We start from the raw sequence: 16,333 nt of genomic DNA, 5'->3' as shown, positions 1-16,333 counted from the left end.
AACGAGGTGGCGAGTGAAAATCGGCATATTGCACATTTCTGATCTCCACCGAGACCCCAAGAATCCGATCTCGAATGAGGCGTTGCTCAGTTCGTTGCTGCAAGATGTCGAGAACTCTGTTGCAGAAGAACCACCTATTCCTCGGCCTCAAATCATCATTGTCAGTGGGGACATTATTCAGGGAACAGGAAAGGAGACCGAAAGTCCAGACGAGGTGTTGCGAGAACAATACAAGCAGGCCGAGCAGTTTCTTGGAGCTTTGGCGGACAATCTGTTGGAAGGGAATCGAGACAGACTCATCCTCGTGCCCGGAAACCATGACATCAATTTCCCCCGAATGTTCTCGGCTCTCAAAGAAATTGATTACACCGGAGCAGATGCAAAAACACGATATGAGTTAGCAGGCCTGATCTGGGAACACCAAAGCAGATTTCGATGGTCATGGAGCGAATTCAAGCTCTACGAAATTCAAGACATGCCATTGTATGAACAGCGTCTCGCAGAGTTCATTGCCTTTTACGAGAGGTTCTACGGAGGGGCACGCAAATACTCGGATGACCCAACGCAACAATTCGATCTGTTCGACTTCCCTGAGTTCAACTTGGTAATCGCTGGCTTCAATAGTTGCTTCCTTAACGACCCGTGGCACAGACAGGGGGCAATACACCCACAGGCGTTTTCGAATTGCTGCAACAGACTGAGGACACGGCAGTTTCGAGGGCGTCTGCGACTTGCAGTTTGGCATCACAGTACCAAGGGTGCCCCTCGCCAAGACGACTACATGGACACGGACTTTCTCCAGCAGTTGGTGAATCATGGATTCAGCCTCGGGTTTCATGGGCATCAACACAAGCCAGAACTCATTGACGAGAAGTATGCGTTCGGCGGCGATCGAAAGGTCAATGCACTGAGTGCCAGCACATTGGCCGGGGGGGAACGTGCCTTATCGCCCGGCGCAACTCGTGGCTACAACCGTGTGATTCTGGACACAATCGGCTGGAGGGTAGCACTGCATGTTCGCCAAATGGCGAATCCAGACTTCCTGAATCCTATCTGGAGCAAGGGCCGGTTGGCCAATCAGGAGAGCTACCAGACATTTGATCTCCAACAACCTAGGCCGGTCGAACCGAGTGCGATACTTGCGGTAGACCTGCCTGAAGCCGAACAGTTATTGCGGGAGAAGCGACACGAGGAGGCTGTCCGAATACTTGAGCCGCTTGCTCCGCACAATGACATGGCGAAACGACTGCTCTTGAAAGCGTTCGAAGATGGAGATGACCGAGAAGGGATTGCCCGTTGTTTTCCCGAGCCAATCTCTTCGGAGGAGATGATTGCCGTTTTTGATGCACTTTGGGAACTCGACAGGCATGATGAACTCAGGAGTGTGTTGTCACAACCAGCCGTTGTCTCGCATGGCGACCCCGCTGTAAAAAGCTATCGGACTAAACTTCTTGGGAGGCTGGGATGACGAGCGATCAAATCAAGTTTGAAGTAGAAACACAACGAGTGTTGGAGATTCTCTCTCGGGAAATCTACGACTCTCCCCTCGCTCTGCTTCGAGAGAATGTGCAGAACGCATACGACGCCGTGCTGATGCGTTGTGCGAGAGACGATGCTCCTCTTACGACCGGGCGAATCGACATCACTCTGCAAGGATCGCTTCTGCGAATCAGCGATAATGGCATCGGGATGACAGAAGAGGTGCTTCGGAACAATTTTTGGAAAGCTGGCTCAAGCGGTAAGAGAACGCAGCTTGCTTCCAAGGCAGGGGTTATCGGCACCTTTGGGATCGGTGCAATGGCGAATTTTGGAATCGCCACGAAGCTCGAACTGGAAACCAGATCGAAGGACTCTCCATACACGTTGAAAAGTGTGGCGCTGCGAGAGTCACTTTCCATTGCGGAGGAGTGCATCACGCTCCAACGTATTGAGGATGATAGAGGTGAAGGCACAGAAGTCACCGTCACTTTGGAGAGCGAATCGCAACTTAACGAACAGCAGGCAAAACAGTATTTGCAGGGTTACATTCGCTATGTCCCCGTCCAGATGTTCCTCAATGGGGAACTGATTAGCAGTCAGGTTCTCAACACTTCAGTTCCCTTCTCCACGGAAGAACTTGTTGACCTTGGAACGCACGAGGCGAGAAGCGGTTCATTCAATTTCGACGTTCATGTCGCATTGAATCCACAAGGGCTGGTACGAGCCGAAGTTACCAATGTGCGGCTGAGCAACAACTCAATGGCCGGTTCTATGTTGTTGTCACAGGGCGCTGGCACGATCATGGGGTACCGGAACTTTTTCGGACTGGCAGCCATCCCAGTTTCAACCCAGTTTGAGTTGGGTGGTGTGGCAAACCTGTCCTTCTTAACACCAACTGCTGGTCGGGAAGCGCTGAGCCGAGACAGCATCACGCATGTGCAACAAATCGTGAATGCCACCGAACAGATCATCGCCGAGCGGATGGCCACCACGGATTTTGCTGACCGAAGTGCAGTTTTCCAGTCCTACATCGCCCGGCACAATCGCTACGACTTGGCGGGGAACATTACCGTGGAGGTTCACCCAGAATCAGAGTCAGTCCGAATGCGTGACGTAAAGCAGCACACGGATGGTCGCCATCTGCATTACTACACCGGACGAGACGCAAGCCTGATTCGGCAATTTGCAACGCCCCAGTCGGCGTTGATCGTCATAAGTCAAACCAAGCCTCGACGGACAATACAGAATCACTACATCGCAAACACACTCAACATCCCGGCGGTACCGGACAGGGCAACGGTTACTAGAGAGTATTCTCCTAGAGAATTGACTCTCGCTGAGGCTGCGTTGTCTATCCGCATTTCCACAACTCTAGCCGATGACTACTTCCTCAATGACTTTGAAGTGCAGTTTGTTGACATCACTCACGGTGTCCACTTCATAGCTGAGGGCGACCAGAACAAGGGGCGGCTCAGAGTTGCCCGCAACTGCCCCCCGGTTCGCCCACTTCTTGAGTGCTACGACACCGCTCCCGAAGTCTTCTCACCGTTCGTGAAGGACTTTGTGCGTAGCCAAGTATATCCGCATGTGAAGCACATCGTGCCGTCAAGTACGCAAGGAGGAGCAGACGCCCTGAGAAAAGTCTTGCTTCGCAACAGGGAGCTTTATCGCTACGAGGACAGCGACCTCGGCGAGCTTGACCCGATCCTGTCCGATTATCTTGCCGGGGAGACGAGTCTGGGAGAAGCAATCCGCAAAGCACGAACAACAAACAGGCCGCAGTCGCAGAGTGTCCGCAGCGATCAGGTAGGGAACGTTGAATCGGTGATTCAAGATGTCGTCGAATCTCCAGTTCAAGCGGAGGCTACGCCCGAAACTGAGCCGAGACCAGCGATCATCCGTGATGACACCGAGTGTGCGTTTAAGATTTTGACCACGGAGAACCGTCACCAGAACCTCAACAACTTCACTTTGTTTTTGGGGCTTTCCGACCGGCTTTTCAAACGTGAATCTTACTTTTTCAAGTCTCCCCACACGACAAGAGTGATGTGGGGTGGCCATCGGGTCATTTACATCTTCGACCATCCTTCTGGAAGCATCACGCTATACTACGACATCGAGCTTAGGACACCTCTTGCCGAACATAAAGCTGACGGAATGATGCTTCCCACAACCACCCTGATTCTGAAGAACCGCCTCTTCGTCCCAGTCCCAGCCGATCTGGAGGACGAGTTTCGAATCTCAGAAGGGTCAAAACAGTTTTACGTCAACTTCGACACGATTCCGTAATACTTGGTGAGCGGCAGTCGTAGGCAAGACTGGTTGCCTTCGTAGCTGCAAATATTTTCTTCGTCTTCGAAGTGGCCGCCCCTGATCCCCATATCTTCAATACAAATGTTGGAATTGGCGTCTCAGGTATATGCAGATACATTGCCCCCTGCGATTCCGCCTACACCAGCTTCCCTGTCTTCTCGCTGAACATCCACCTGCGATCCTCGAAGTCGAAGTTCCCCTCGTTCCGAAAAAGCATCACGGCGGTCTTCGCTGAGATGTTCTTGAGCATCTCAGGCTGGTCATCGATGTAGAAGCTCACCTGCCGCTCGGCGATCACCTCGGCCTTCTGGTCGAAGGAGTTCACGAGAACGACATCGGTGAAGCGAATCCGATGCTTCTCAAGATCGGCAATGGCCCTCTCCCGGTCGCTGCGATACGTCACCACGATCACATCACCGGGCCAGACGGTTGTGAGGATGTGAAAGAAGCCCGGTGCTTCATCCACACAACCATCAAGGTCAATGCCGAGCGTCGGCTTCGGCTGATGAAGCGCCGCACGGACGACCTCGCTGGCGTGTTGGATTTGGTCTTTGAGATGTTCATTGCTCATGGCAGTTTTCCTCGCTGACGTGAATGTTGCGTCTTCGACACTCGGGGGTGCCTCGTTACTCAGCTTCTTCGTTGACACTCTCTAGTTCACCTCCCCCGACCTCGCAGGCACAAATCCACACCGCTTGTGTGTATCGACGGAAAGCGAGACTACAAGCCCTCCTGTTGCCAGTTTACTCGGTCGCCAGAAGACTCCTCATTTTTAGGGCAATCCTCCGACAACTCTCTGAGAAAGTCGTCCATTGGTTGCTCAGTTGGCTGCCCCGCTGACTGGAGCGATGGCCGTTCAGCCAGATTGTCAAGCAGGAAGTCATTCAGACTTTCAACATCAATGTGATCGAGCAGTAGTTCAACAACTGTTTCAGTATCGAAGTAGGCGATGACAGCGTGTTGAGCAGCGTCCATTCCATGTTCTTCGACGTAATCCCAGTATACGTCTTTCGCTGTTCGTGCTGCCTGATGAGGTGGAGTTACAGACACCGACGCCATCGGAACAGCTTCATACCGCCACGTCTGGAAGTCGCCGTCAAAAGCTTCCTCCTCGAAGGCATTTGCAATCTCGGCATTCAGCCTCGCTGCCTCATTGCGAGCGTCAGACTCAGAGAAAAGCGTGGGGCTTTCGGGTGTGCCAAGATAGTGAAGCGGAACATCCGAAGCACCGTGGCAGTAAGCGACCAACCACTTGTCGTCATCTTTTGCCCACTCTCCAGTCCATGCCGACGCCATCGGATCGTGGCCCTCGCAGTCGCAGGTGATCCGCTGGCCTCCGCAGACCGAGCAGCGTTCTATGTCGCATTGGTTGATATGCGATTGGCTCACGGCCACACCACAATCGGGGCAGGAGTCTTGCGTTGGCATTTCTTGATTCCTTTTGTTCAATGACAAAGTTGTAGTTACATAATGTCGGTCGTCACAAACGGTGATTAAAAGAAGTGTGACGGCACCCCCAGTGCAACGTCGCACCGAGGATGCCAATGGGAAAAGTGCCTTCAAATGTCGTCGCCCATGAAGACTTCCTGCATGACTTCCATACATTCTTCGATGGCACGCATTTCGTCGGCCCATCGTGCTTCACCGTTCCTATAGTGTCGATTGGCGAAATCTGCCGCCAACGCCAACAAGATTTCTGTGGCGTCGTCAGCATTACAGCCTGCCAACAACTCTCTGATCTTGTCCATGCGTGTTGGTTCGTTCTTGGGTAACTGATCACTTGTCATCTCTGGAATCCTTTCAGTGCAAATGGCCGCTCACCATGAACAGCCTAGTTTGTTGGGGCTAGTCCCATTCCAATTCAACTGGCTTATACGGCATGATGAAGTCTTTGACGGCCACGGCAATCGGTTTCCCTTGCTGGTTGACGCCGATCAGTTGGCCGGTCTTCGGGTCGTATTTCTTCGGAGTGAAGATCACCTGTCGTCGATCGTCGTCGAGAAAAGTGAACTGTTTTTCTCTTGTTGTGGCGTTCTCGCTCATTGGTCGGACTCCTTCACAAACGCATAAGAAAGCCGGTACATGCCGGGTGACTCGCAGTTCCAATTCAGGAAGCCGCTCATCCATCTCCGCATAGCTTCTTCACGATCCAACTTGCGACCGCTGAGATACCGCCGACCATCTCCGTCCATGAGAACTGCCAATTCGACGCCATCCTCGCTACCGTACACCCAGTAGCCTTGACGGTCTTTGTAAAGCACGAGCGTCTGCTGGATTCCAAATGCCGAGCCATGAGCTACGGCGATGAGATCGATTTTCCCGGCTTTGGCTCGGGTTCGATGATCCTCGTCCAGTTGAGACAAAGCCTGCTCGAACGCCACATCCTCGGCAAGCGGCATGTAGAGCGCTACTGAGAGATGCCTTCTTTCGGCATTAACCTCGCCACTGGCGAACTTCCTGATTTCGTCTAACACGGAACACCTCCTTGGTTTCGTTTCTGCTCTGGCAAACACTTCGCCAGATTGATGTGAGAAGAATACAACTCGTCACTTGTGGCAGGAACGAACAAAACAGCGAGCAGCTACTCACTCATTTGCCACTCAAGTCGATAGCCCTTTCTGTCGCTCTTGATGAATTGACCGATCCCCGACTTGTGAATCTTTAATTTCCTCTTGATCGTCATGTCCAGTCGCTCATCAAAGACGTAATTCGGGTAAGCCAACTTCATCTGCGTAGTTGACCTCGGCTCACCTTTAGCGTCGAGTAGGCACTGCACGACAGCAGCAAGTTGCTGGTCAATTTCGTATTGAACGCCGCTAACTGTGATCGTGCCCGATGCCACATCTACCTGTACGTCAATGGCCATTGTCGGATCAGTTGACCTATCCATTAGCCACTGCTGCCAAGCGATTACTTCATCGGCTGTGGCCGCTAAATGCGGATTAAGTTGGAAACCATGCTGCTTCATCAACTCCAAAGAGTCTGGGCCGAAAAACCGCAGAAGTTCCGCTTCCGACCAGAAGTTGTGTAAGCCACCTTTGACGCCAACTTCTCGAAGAAACTCGACAGATTCGCCATCGCTAAGAATGTAGTCGGAAGCAACGGTCTTGCCGCCGACCAAAGCTACGGCGTCATGTGAAATGTTGAAGGCTTCACGAAGCGCCCTCGAAACAAAACCTACCGTTTTCCCTCTTAGATCGAAGCGACCTTCGTTTGCTCCGTGTATAACCCGGATTGTCATGGTCTATCCTTATTGAGTTAGATGGGCTAATAGTCTAATTTCTTTTCAAGATGCTTGAGTAAGCTGGCAACCTTCGTGAGACCCTGAGGCTGACAACAGGAGTAACCTGCTCAGCATCCCATTTTTTGGCGGACACGCTTCCTGCGCCCAAAGGAGAAGAGTCGGGAAATCCCGGCTCTTCTCCTGAAATCGACTTGGCACACCCAAGAGGCGTTATCAATCACGGTTCTCATCTCCTTGTTGCAAACATTGTACTGTTAAGCGGCACGACTCTGGCCGCTATTAAGCAACTGCTAAACTGTGAATGTCACGCACTCGCCGCATCACTTCCCAAGCGATGTCGTGCGATCCGGTACATCTCAGCATTTCGGTCGCAGCCCACAAACCGCCTTCCATCACCCAGAGACAAACAGGCAATTCCCGTTGTTCCCGTTCCCATGCAGGGGTCGATAATAAGATCGCCGGGTCTGGACAACCGCTTCAGCAGTTCTTCAAAGACGCCAACGTTCTGCTGGTAGTCGTGGTAGTCCTTTTCTGGCCCTTCAGAGAAGATCACATCGTCGCCATGCAGTTCCTTGGTCTTAAGTGCAAATACTGGAACTGGTCGCCAGCGTTCAATCATCTTGGTTTCCGTCCAGTTTCTCCGTCCTTGTTTGAGGAACACGGAGATAGCTGCAATCGGTTGGAGATGCTTCATGACCTCTTGGTAAAGATGTGGAAGAGAGAACGAGCCGATCATCGTGGCGAACACGCCAGATGGCTTGAGCCAGCGAGTCGCTTGCTCGGCAAGGGCACACCAGTCCGAGCGATGTTCCAATGTCCATAGAACGTCGGTGAGAATGACATCAACGCTGGCATCCTCGATTTCCAAGTCCCGCCAATCGCAGTGATGCAAGCTCGTCTCGGCAGGGAGTTCGGAAACCTCCTTCACTCCGGCGAGCTTTCGCCTTCGCTTGGCCGTGGAAGAGAACTTTTTCGGGCGGCGGATAATCCCTTGCAGATTATCGCCGACTTCCACGATGTCCGGCACAATGGAGTCGAACTCCTTCTCGCTCTTGATCGTGAGCCTAGCACCGCCACGTTTGCCGACCCTGCGACGAACGCCATCCTTTCCAATGGTGGCTTGCACCGCTAGTAACTTATGCGTTTGCATGAGTTCCTTTTTCCTGCGGTTGATCGTGGATTGATTCACGCCGAACAATTCGGCCACCTGCGTCTCGGAAAGCTCGGGGTGAGCGATGAGATATACCTCGATCAATTCGTTTCGTTGATTTCGAGGCAGATGGAGGGGCTTCCGCCACATGTTGAGATCGATGGCCAGCGCCTTCTTCTGCTCGTCCGTTAGACCGATCCGAATGTCAGCACCGGCCAACCAGTCGATGCCAAGCTCGATGCAGACATCACGACGGTCGTGGCCATCGATGACATTCTTTTGCTCATCGACAACGACCGGATTCTGAAGCCCCACAGCTTCGATGGATCGCTTCAATTCGGCACGCTGGGCCTCGGTTGCTTTTGGAAAGATACGGTAGGGATCAGTTGAGTGTGTCATGATAAAGGTCTCCTTGGTGCGCATGGGTTGGGTTGCCGACCTCGCTGAGTGCGCACCTTCAGCGCAGCCGGTAAACAAGGGGAAAAATCAGCAGCAGAGGCTACTGTGGGTCAGACGGTCTGGATTTCAGACTCGACTTCATTCCGACGCTTGTAGAACGTGGACTTGCCGAGACCGGAGTAGTCGAGTTGACGCTTCGGGTCGTCAGGGAACATGCTGAGTGCCTCTTTAACCCGCTGGCGATCCAATTCAATACGCTCGGCCTTCGATAGACAGTCCTGTTCCAAGCACACTGTCTTCTGGAGACTTGTTCGCACGAGTTCTTGCCACGAACATCCAGTGAAACCGTCCCGGTGTTGGCGGAAGTCCTGCCATGCCTTCGTGAGATGTCTCAGATCGAGGCGTCGGTCATGCTCCCTCGTCTCATCGATCACAAACTCGGCGACTTCGAGGCATTCCTCGGGCGACAGATCGTCGTGCCCCTCGGCGGCAAGATGCCGCATGAAACCGGCAACCTCCTCGTCGGTCGGTTCATGCTCCAAGACGACCACTCGGCTACCGAATGCACGAGCCAGCGGATCGTGACGAAGGGCCACGTTGCTGATGGCGATGATGCCTCCCGAGAATTCTACGTCGTGCTGCTTGTCCTTGGACTTGTAGGTGACACGCCGTGGCTTACTCGGATCGCCACTGGTTGCCGCCATCAAAATCTGCATCGCTTGGTCGTTCTTGAACAGTGTGCCAATGTCGTCGAGAACAAGCACATGCTCAGGACGCTCAGCGATGAAGTCGAATAATCCCATGGGCGTCATTCGTGCATTGCGGTAGGCAAATGGCTCGCCAAGCTGTCGGAGTTCTTCCATGACCGTGAAGGTTTTGGAAGTGCCGGGTCTACCCACGAGGTAGCAGGCCGTGTGATAGCGAAGTGCAACACTCTTCACTCGATCTCGGATGCGTTGAATCCGGCGATTCAGCGCTTCAATTGGAGCGGGATTGCTGCGGACGTGAGTTGTCATGTAGTTCTCCTTTCGTTGAATTCCGATTTCCAGCTTTTCTGGAAACTGGAATGTGGAAATCGGACTCGGGAAGATGTCATTGTTCACGAGTATTAGTACGGCGGCATTTTTGGGCTTGTAAAGCAAATCAAATCACGAGTCGCTGTAACTGACTGTGGACTAGGAAGATGCGAATTAAGAAAAAAGCGATTGAAGAATGCAAAAAACACAGCCATTACAAAAACTGTTAATGTTGTAATGGCTGAAGTTGGCGGTTCTGAGCGTCGTTGCACGATATAGTCAGACCTTCGGCATCTCCCGCACACGCACGCTCTTGGGCCATTCCTTCCAATCGCCTGCGTGGTTGTTCTTCAAGCCGAGCCGGTTTGCCCCATCGACGACGTGACTGCCCAACTGCTTTAGGAAGTAGGCAATATCGTGGCGACGACACTGCTCGATCAGATTCGTGGCCCACCGGATGTCGAATGACCGTGCGCCGTGGCCGGATTCGCCGCCGTGAATGAGCCAGTCCACCTGCCGCAACCACTGTTCGAAGTCGATCTCCTCGACCTGCGGTTCGACGGAAAGAAAACGGATCGTGCCCTCATCGCCAACGCCGAGTAAATGCTTGATACCGCTGGTCGTCTTCTGGTTGGTGATGCTCGTGCCAGCCCAAACGTTGCTGGGCCACTCGACGCCACGATCCCTAAGCCACGCCGAGAACTCGGCCATCCGTTTAGGTCGTTTGGTCAGCCAGAGCCAGTGGTGTCGTCGTCCCGCCTCACTGCTGACGTTGGCGATCACTTCGTCCATCAGGTAATCGAACGTCACGACCTTCGAGAGCGCATCTGACATGTCACTGACGAAGATCAGCCGAGGCAGACCGTTCAGCCACGGTTTGTCAGGTCGATCCTTTCCTCGCAGGTCAGACCAACGGGCGGCCTCAGCCATGCGACCGGGGAAGAGCGTTACATCCTCGAAGCTCGGTGCGTATCCCTTGGTCGCACCACCGAATCGCATGTGAAGAATTCCGGCGTAGCAGGACTTTCTGTTTGTGTCCCAAAGTTCGCAGCCGTCACAGCCCATCGTCGGATTGATGGTGCTGTCGCACCATTGGATTTTCGTGTTCTTACTCATGTGTGATCTCCTTTGCGGAAGATGGGAATTCAAGAGTTGGAGTGAGACATCAGATCAGTCGTCGCTTCTCAGGCGTTGGAGGAAACTCGTGACCGCATTTGGCACACACTTCGTTCCTCAATGGATTCCGATGACTGCACATACGACACTTCTTCTGGAAGGATCGCTTGGGCTTCTTCTTTGCTGCTTTCTCCACCCAGAAGTCGTCCGCTTCGTCGAGCAGGACGAGCCACTTTTGTTTTTTGTGAGTGACTGTGGCCAGCACGCCTTGTTTTGCACCAGTCGCTTTGGCCCAATCCACATTGTTCTTCCACTTCGGTCGCTGGCTGCCGTTTGGCAGGTTCATGAGCCGCTTATCAGCGGTCGAGAAGTTCCGTCCGTACTGGCGTTTGATGGCGTCGAACACCTCGGTCATAGGCAGCACGCCGTCGTTGCACGACAGCAGGTCGATGATGAACTCGTAGTATTCGGCGGGGGCGATCTCGGGTTTTCGGCTTTTCATGTCATAGTCTCCTTGATTGGGACATATCGGGAGCGTCGCCCGATGCGCAATTGCGAATTGGGCTTCTCTCAACGGTTGGGTATGGGCATTAAAAAACCCGGCATGGAATCGCCGGGTTCACAAGAGTTGAAATGCGAGCCTGATCGTCAGGCGACTGTCTGTTGCGCTGTCATACACTTTGGCTTCGGTAGGTCGTCAAACATGAAGGACTCGCCGAGACCTTCAATCAGTTCCTCGACGTGCATGATGTCCTCATCAACATTTTCAAGACGGTACTCGAAAGTGAGCGGAAGCTCGTCGTCGTGGTCATTGGGGTTGCCGAACAACTCGACGTAGTCGATGCCAACCCGAAGGTCTTGCCAGTGATCGATGATGAGTGCGTCTCCGTCGAAACGGCCCATGTCGTATTCGACCAATCGCAGCTTTCGCAGCAGATCGCCAAGCGTGTTGATGTATCCGTTTTCATGCCAAGACCAGAAAGCCGAATGGATTTGCTCGCCTGCGAATGTCAAGTCTTGGGGGAATTGTTTCGATGTCATGTCATGGGTCACCTTAGATTGAGGAATCTTGTGTGCTGCCCCCGACGATGCTGTCGTCGGGACTTTCGATGTTGGAGCGGTGGCCTGCGATTCAGGCGGTCATTTCCCTCCTTTCTGTGACGTGTCTTGGCCGCTCTTTCGGCCCTCGGCTAAGGGGTGTCCAAAACCGGAAAATTGACGCCACCCATAAATCACATGGCATTACCATTGCGATAGTTACGGCGGCGTGCGAAAATCACAGATAACACAAAGGATGTCACATTCGATCCGAAAGCACGAAAATGCCGCCATCCGAGACGCAATTCAGGTCTGCCGCACAATGTTTCCAAGAGCGGCTCACAGAGCTTGTGAAATCGAAGGGCTTGTCGATCAAAGCAGTGGCTCAGGCGACCGGAATCGATTACGACAAGTTCCGCCGTTGGTGCAGCCGTGGGATCACTCGGCCTGACAGCCGATCATGGGAGGAGTTGTCGAAAGTTGCCGTTTACTTTGACGTTCGACGACCCGTTTACCTATGGGTGAGCCACGAAGTAGCGAGCGAGATCGAATCGTTCCGAGCGCATGGCGACTGGCAAGTTTACTGCGGTCATCCCGACCTTGATTTCGACAAGGTGGTGGAGTTTGGAGAACGGCTCAGGTTGGGAGAAACCGCAGAAGAGATTCGCCGATCAGTTCGGTGGAGACGCCCTAAGAAGAAAGTCAGCGTCGAGCATCTTGCAATGGCTCGAAACGCAGCCTTCCGAGTCGAGGACGTTTGTGTCTGGCTACCGGAAGAAAGCGCAAGATCGCTAGTGGACGAAGTTGACGCCCTGATCTGGAAGCATCGCAGTCGTCACCATGAGAAGATGACAGAGAGTCAAGATGGCTCTTCCGGGTTGTAATGGTCGTCAGATTCGATTTTGGAACTCAAAGTCTGAGTCAGACTGGATAATCTGGCTTGCTCTGCAATTTCCAAGTCGGTTCTCACCTTTCGGATGGCTTTCTCAATAGGGAGGCCACGGAGAATCCATCTCAGACAGGATGCGACAGCTTTCTCGTCGTGGTCGAGGGCGGCATCTACAATATCGGTGTCAGCGACGAGTAGTTTGAGTTGAGCAATTTTCAGAGGCGTGTACTGATCTCGTCCACCAACCTTGAGGCTGGCGAAATGACGAAACCTGAGATCAGACATGGGAGTGGCAGCGATCTCTTGGATCGTCACCGTTCTGGGACGGCTCATCGGACATTCCTTTCCTTCGAGGTTTGCAGTCGATGGCACGACGCCATCGGAACAAACAAGAAGGCGGAACATCACGAGTAGCAGCGCTACAAGCGAAGTAGCGCCTTGGATGATAGAGAGTGAGTCGAGCTTTTAAGCGGCGAGAGCCGACTGGTCACGCCGCCAAAACGAGGTGGGAAACATGGGCGTCCCACTCGGCGACGGAGGCAATGAAAAGTTCAACTGGGCCTCTGAACTCTCGACTGGCGCTAAAACGGCTCTCCGCAATAGTTGGCGGCGAGCCGTTTCTTGTTTTATAGCAATGCTTTACGGCTAATTTTGAGAATTGTCGTCGATTTCAAACAACCAGCGATTTCGGTAGGACAACAGGGCATTTGTTGCAAGTTATTGCCAGTAACGATGTTGCCGAGTTCAAATCCCGTCGCCTGTTTCACCCAAATAGCAGCCGACAGAGCCGAGTTTAAGTTGGACACCCCCTGAAGTGCGTCAATGTGTCGGGCCTCCGCTCACGACGGTTTTTGACTTCGCCACTTTGCACGACGCGTCCTCTGCTCCGGACGGACACCAAAGGATCGGCTACCGTGCCGGTAAGCGGATACTTGACTGGCAGGTGGCCGGCCAATATACTGCAAGATGGGGGTAGCGGGCGCTGGGGCGCTATTGTTCGAAACCCATAGCCCTCGTCACCTTGGCATGGGTTGCCACTACGGGCCTCCACGCCTGCGAGAGCAGACAGGAGACGCACGATGCAGATCCAAGGCTTAGGAATCGAGTACGAAACTGGCGAGCTGCTCTTCCCTCCCATGGATGAGCGAGTGTTTGCCGCGACCATACTGCAAGCGCTAGTGCGCAATGCTGACGAGATTGCTGACCAAACTAGGATTACTACGACCGGCACAACCTTTCGAAATGAGATCGAGCGAGTGCCGACAGTCGATTTGGGTGAGCCACGGGCAGCGGGATGGACCTTCCTGGTAAATGAGCAAGACCCGGACCGCTCCCAGATCGTAGATATACTCCGCCCATTGGCTAACCATCGCCGCATGGCGAATCCTTCGGAGCCTCTCATTTATCGAGGTGAGCCGGCCGAGGAGTGGTGGTTCTGGCTCCTCGACAACTACTCAAGCCTGGGAGGCAGAAGACCTCCTCATTATGTTCTGATGGTTGGTGGACCGGAGCAGATTCCGTTCAAGTTTCAATCGCTCCTCCAGAGCGCTGCCGCAGTCGGTCGCGTCGCTTTCGATTCTCTCCAAGACCTCGAGGCCTACGTCAAAAAGGTCATTCGGCTCGAGAATGAGGACGCCCCCGTCACCACCCGAGAGGCAATCGTCTTCGCTCCAGACGGAGGGTTACAGGACCCAACCTACTTCAGTCGCCTCTATATGGCTAAGCCTCTGGCAGACGAGATCAAAGACAAGCTGTCGTTAGACGCCAAGCCGATTCTGGGTTCAGAGGCGACCAAGCAAAACCTGGTCGAAGCTTTGCGACGTTCCCGACCCGCTCTGGTCTACACGGCAAGCCATGGACTAGGTGCTCCGAACGCCACCGCAGAAATCCAGAAGGCTATCCAGGGAGCGATATGCTGTCGAGTGCAACCGGTCATTCGGGAGGGTTGGGTAACTGATTTAGCAAATTGGGGTGTAAAAAGATGGGTCTTTCTGCGATATCAGGGGTTCTGACAACCAAACATCGCAGGAGACCCAATAATGATTATCCCAGACACATCTTCTTCAATCAACCCCAACTTCCTGTTTGGCCTATTTGATCGACTCGCATCAGAAGTCAATCGTGCTGTACAGGAATGCATGCCGATTCGTGATTTCGAGCAACATGTTCAACAATCGGTTGCTCAAATTGGTGCTTCAGCAATCTCGTTGTACCTGGAAATGCTTGGCGATGGCGACGTGGGAGAAAAGATCCAGACAGAAACAGGTGAAGTGCTTCATCGCAGCGAAGAACCCCGACAACGGTCCATCCGAACGATCTTTGGTGAGCATCGGTTTGAGCAGTATGTTTATGGCGTCGATCTTGGCCGCAAGATTGATTTGTATCCTGTGGATGTCATGATTCAGATGCCAGCAAACACATATTCTCCGTGGTTTCGCGAGGTCATGCATTATCTCAGCACAAAGATGTCGTATCAGGAATCATCAGATGTGATTTCTTTGTTGTATCTGCAAAAGAGTCCGGTCGATACTCTGGAACGAAATATCCACAATCTGAGTGAATCTGCAGAACAGTTTCTGAATGAGATCCCAATTCCTGCACCAACAGCAGAGGGAAAGATTCTGGTGGTGAGTGCCGATGCCAAAGGAGTCCCCATGGTTCGCAAGACGAAGGCGATTCCAGCGTTTGATCAACGGTATTTTCCTGGTAATCGGCGTATGGCGACGCTGGCGACCGTATATTCCGTGAATGAATATTTTCGAACGGCTGAAGAGATTGTCGCAGCGTTATTTCGAGAAAACTCGAATCGTGAGGAGAAACGCCCCGAACCGGTGGGCAAAGTGGTTGCGGGATTTTTGTCGCAATGTGATGCGGAGGGGGTGCTGATCAGAGGCACGCACCACGCGATGGTGTGGGCAGCAGAACAGGTCGAACGTCGCCACCAATCAGGTCAGCCTTTGGTACGGCTGATGGATGGTCAGACCAGTTTGTGGGAAGCATCTGATGTCAATTTCGATTCATACGAAACAATTGATATCCTGGATATCATTCATGTTGCCAGTTATGTGTGGGATGCGGCAAAAGTGTTTGAGTCTCACCGTGAACATCAGGAAGCGTTTGCTCGAGACCGCCTATTGAGAATCCTGAAGGGAGATGTGAAAAGTGTGGTTTCGGGAATCCGTCAGAAAGCGACAAAAAGCGAATTGAAAGCAGAAAAGTTAAAGAAGATTAATCAGGTTTGCAACTACTTTGAAAAGAACTACCACCGGATGAGATATGACAGCTATTTGCAGCAAGGGCTGCCGATTGCAACTGGGGTGATTGAAGGGGCTTGTCGGCACCTGGTGATGGATCGAATGTGCCGCACGGGAATGAGATGGAAAACGAAAGGGGCCCAGGCAATGCTACACGCCCGAGCAATTGATCTGGCAGGTCGAACCAGAGATTTTCATATTTACCTGGCTAACCAGGAATACCAAAGAACAGACAGGTTCCGCAAACAGCTCAATCTGTCCCACTTATTACCCTTGCCCGGATGACCGGTTGCACTCTATGCTGTCAGCGATCAGGCCGTCAGCCTGACGATGAATGGCTGTTCACGGCGGACGATGTGCCCCGAGCCGAACCATTTCTAGAAGGCTCGTTGTGGTTCCAATTCGCCTGTTTCGGTTACGGAACACCTGCCGAGA

General features: G+C 52.9%; 16 protein-coding genes. 4 read left to right on the top strand and 12 right to left on the bottom strand.

The annotated features are described in order from the left end of the window. The first annotated feature begins 13 nt into the window (after positions 1–13). Positions 14–1,468, top strand: coding sequence for a metallophosphoesterase (locus tag R3B84_18495; GenBank protein ID MEZ6142554.1), 1,455 nt, complete (start codon positions 14–16; stop codon positions 1,466–1,468). Further along, entirely contained in the window at positions 1,465–3,768 is a 2,304-nt protein-coding gene (locus R3B84_18490; GenBank protein ID MEZ6142553.1) for an ATP-binding protein, read from the top strand. The genes R3B84_18495 and R3B84_18490 overlap by 4 nt, the downstream gene beginning before the upstream one ends. Before the next feature lie 160 nt (positions 3,769–3,928). Here R3B84_18490 and R3B84_18485 read toward each other — a convergent pair whose 3' ends face one another. The 12 genes from R3B84_18485 to R3B84_18430 form a co-directional block, all read right to left on the bottom strand. Next, positions 3,929–4,363, bottom strand: a complete 435-nt coding sequence (locus tag R3B84_18485) for a hypothetical protein (GenBank protein ID MEZ6142552.1) — start codon at positions 4,361–4,363, stop codon at positions 3,929–3,931. 149 nt (positions 4,364–4,512) lie between these two features. After that, positions 4,513–5,220: a hypothetical protein gene (locus tag R3B84_18480; GenBank protein ID MEZ6142551.1), complete on the bottom strand. Its 708-nt coding sequence runs from the start codon at positions 5,218–5,220 to the stop codon at positions 4,513–4,515. Between the two features lie 131 nt (positions 5,221–5,351). Further along, complete coding sequence (locus tag R3B84_18475) at positions 5,352–5,579, bottom strand: hypothetical protein (GenBank protein MEZ6142550.1); 228 nt, start codon at positions 5,577–5,579, stop codon at positions 5,352–5,354. Positions 5,580–5,637: 58 nt separating this feature from the next. Continuing rightward, positions 5,638–5,835: a hypothetical protein gene (locus tag R3B84_18470; protein MEZ6142549.1), complete on the bottom strand. Its 198-nt coding sequence runs from the start codon at positions 5,833–5,835 to the stop codon at positions 5,638–5,640. After that, the gene (locus R3B84_18465) at positions 5,832–6,266 is read right to left on the bottom strand and encodes a hypothetical protein (GenBank protein ID MEZ6142548.1); all 435 of its coding nucleotides are present in this window, start codon (positions 6,264–6,266) and stop codon (positions 5,832–5,834) included. Before R3B84_18465 ends, R3B84_18470 begins: the two co-directional genes overlap by 4 nt. A gap of 107 nt (positions 6,267–6,373) precedes the next feature. Further along, complete coding sequence (locus tag R3B84_18460) at positions 6,374–7,033, bottom strand: hypothetical protein (protein MEZ6142547.1); 660 nt, start codon at positions 7,031–7,033, stop codon at positions 6,374–6,376. Between the two features lie 307 nt (positions 7,034–7,340). Next, positions 7,341–8,585 (bottom strand): DNA methyltransferase, encoded by a 1,245-nt coding sequence (locus R3B84_18455; GenBank protein MEZ6142546.1) that lies wholly within the window; start codon positions 8,583–8,585, stop codon positions 7,341–7,343. A 110-nt stretch (positions 8,586–8,695) separates the two neighbouring features. Beyond that, positions 8,696–9,601: a hypothetical protein gene (locus R3B84_18450; GenBank protein MEZ6142545.1), complete on the bottom strand. Its 906-nt coding sequence runs from the start codon at positions 9,599–9,601 to the stop codon at positions 8,696–8,698. A 279-nt stretch (positions 9,602–9,880) separates the two neighbouring features. Continuing rightward, on the bottom strand, positions 9,881–10,717 hold the full coding sequence (locus tag R3B84_18445) for a DUF5131 family protein (GenBank protein ID MEZ6142544.1): 837 nt from the start codon (positions 10,715–10,717) through the stop codon (positions 9,881–9,883). Between the two features lie 49 nt (positions 10,718–10,766). After that, complete coding sequence (locus tag R3B84_18440; protein MEZ6142543.1) at positions 10,767–11,219, bottom strand: hypothetical protein; 453 nt, start codon at positions 11,217–11,219, stop codon at positions 10,767–10,769. 146 nt (positions 11,220–11,365) lie between these two features. After that, a complete protein-coding gene (locus R3B84_18435; GenBank protein MEZ6142542.1) occupies positions 11,366–11,758 on the bottom strand; it encodes a hypothetical protein in 393 nt (130 codons plus the stop codon). An 856-nt stretch (positions 11,759–12,614) separates the two neighbouring features. Continuing rightward, positions 12,615–12,977 carry a hypothetical protein gene (locus R3B84_18430; GenBank protein ID MEZ6142541.1) on the bottom strand — a complete coding sequence of 121 codons (363 nt, stop codon included), beginning with the start codon at positions 12,975–12,977 and terminating at the stop codon, positions 12,615–12,617. A 746-nt stretch (positions 12,978–13,723) separates the two neighbouring features. Here R3B84_18430 and R3B84_18425 point away from each other — a divergent pair. Together R3B84_18425 and R3B84_18420 are read left to right on the top strand one after the other, a co-directional pair. Continuing rightward, on the top strand, positions 13,724–14,656 hold the full coding sequence (locus tag R3B84_18425) for a hypothetical protein (protein MEZ6142540.1): 933 nt from the start codon (positions 13,724–13,726) through the stop codon (positions 14,654–14,656). Between the two features lie 27 nt (positions 14,657–14,683). Then, a complete protein-coding gene (locus tag R3B84_18420; GenBank protein ID MEZ6142539.1) occupies positions 14,684–16,183 on the top strand; it encodes an ISKra4 family transposase in 1,500 nt (499 codons plus the stop codon). Positions 16,184–16,333 lie beyond the last annotated feature (150 nt).

Source organism: Zavarzinella sp. (genome assembly GCA_041399155.1).
GTDB lineage: Bacteria > Planctomycetota > Planctomycetia > Gemmatales > Gemmataceae > JAWKTI01.
Note: the sequence above shows the minus strand (reverse complement) of the source record. Positions and strands in the feature narration are given on the sequence as shown.

What these genes read in the sequence shown, in the direction of transcription:
- R3B84_18490 (MEZ6142553.1), top strand. Translation starts at nt 1,465, where the DNA reads ATGACGAGCGATCAAATCAAGTTTGAAGTAGAAACACAACGAGTGTTG.
- R3B84_18485 (MEZ6142552.1), bottom strand. Translation starts at nt 4,363, where the DNA reads ATGAGCAATGAACATCTCAAAGACCAAATCCAACACGCCAGCGAGGTC.
- R3B84_18480 (MEZ6142551.1), bottom strand. Translation starts at nt 5,220, where the DNA reads ATGCCAACGCAAGACTCCTGCCCCGATTGTGGTGTGGCCGTGAGCCAA.
- R3B84_18475 (MEZ6142550.1), bottom strand. Translation starts at nt 5,579, where the DNA reads ATGACAAGTGATCAGTTACCCAAGAACGAACCAACACGCATGGACAAG.
- R3B84_18470 (MEZ6142549.1), bottom strand. Translation starts at nt 5,835, where the DNA reads ATGAGCGAGAACGCCACAACAAGAGAAAAACAGTTCACTTTTCTCGAC.
- R3B84_18460 (MEZ6142547.1), bottom strand. Translation starts at nt 7,033, where the DNA reads ATGACAATCCGGGTTATACACGGAGCAAACGAAGGTCGCTTCGATCTA.
- R3B84_18455 (MEZ6142546.1), bottom strand. Translation starts at nt 8,585, where the DNA reads ATGACACACTCAACTGATCCCTACCGTATCTTTCCAAAAGCAACCGAG.
- R3B84_18450 (MEZ6142545.1), bottom strand. Translation starts at nt 9,601, where the DNA reads ATGACAACTCACGTCCGCAGCAATCCCGCTCCAATTGAAGCGCTGAAT.
- R3B84_18445 (MEZ6142544.1), bottom strand. Translation starts at nt 10,717, where the DNA reads ATGAGTAAGAACACGAAAATCCAATGGTGCGACAGCACCATCAATCCG.
- R3B84_18440 (MEZ6142543.1), bottom strand. Translation starts at nt 11,219, where the DNA reads ATGAAAAGCCGAAAACCCGAGATCGCCCCCGCCGAATACTACGAGTTC.
- R3B84_18435 (MEZ6142542.1), bottom strand. Translation starts at nt 11,758, where the DNA reads ATGACATCGAAACAATTCCCCCAAGACTTGACATTCGCAGGCGAGCAA.
- R3B84_18430 (MEZ6142541.1), bottom strand. Translation starts at nt 12,977, where the DNA reads ATGAGCCGTCCCAGAACGGTGACGATCCAAGAGATCGCTGCCACTCCC.
- R3B84_18425 (MEZ6142540.1), top strand. Translation starts at nt 13,724, where the DNA reads ATGCAGATCCAAGGCTTAGGAATCGAGTACGAAACTGGCGAGCTGCTC.
- R3B84_18420 (MEZ6142539.1), top strand. Translation starts at nt 14,684, where the DNA reads ATGATTATCCCAGACACATCTTCTTCAATCAACCCCAACTTCCTGTTT.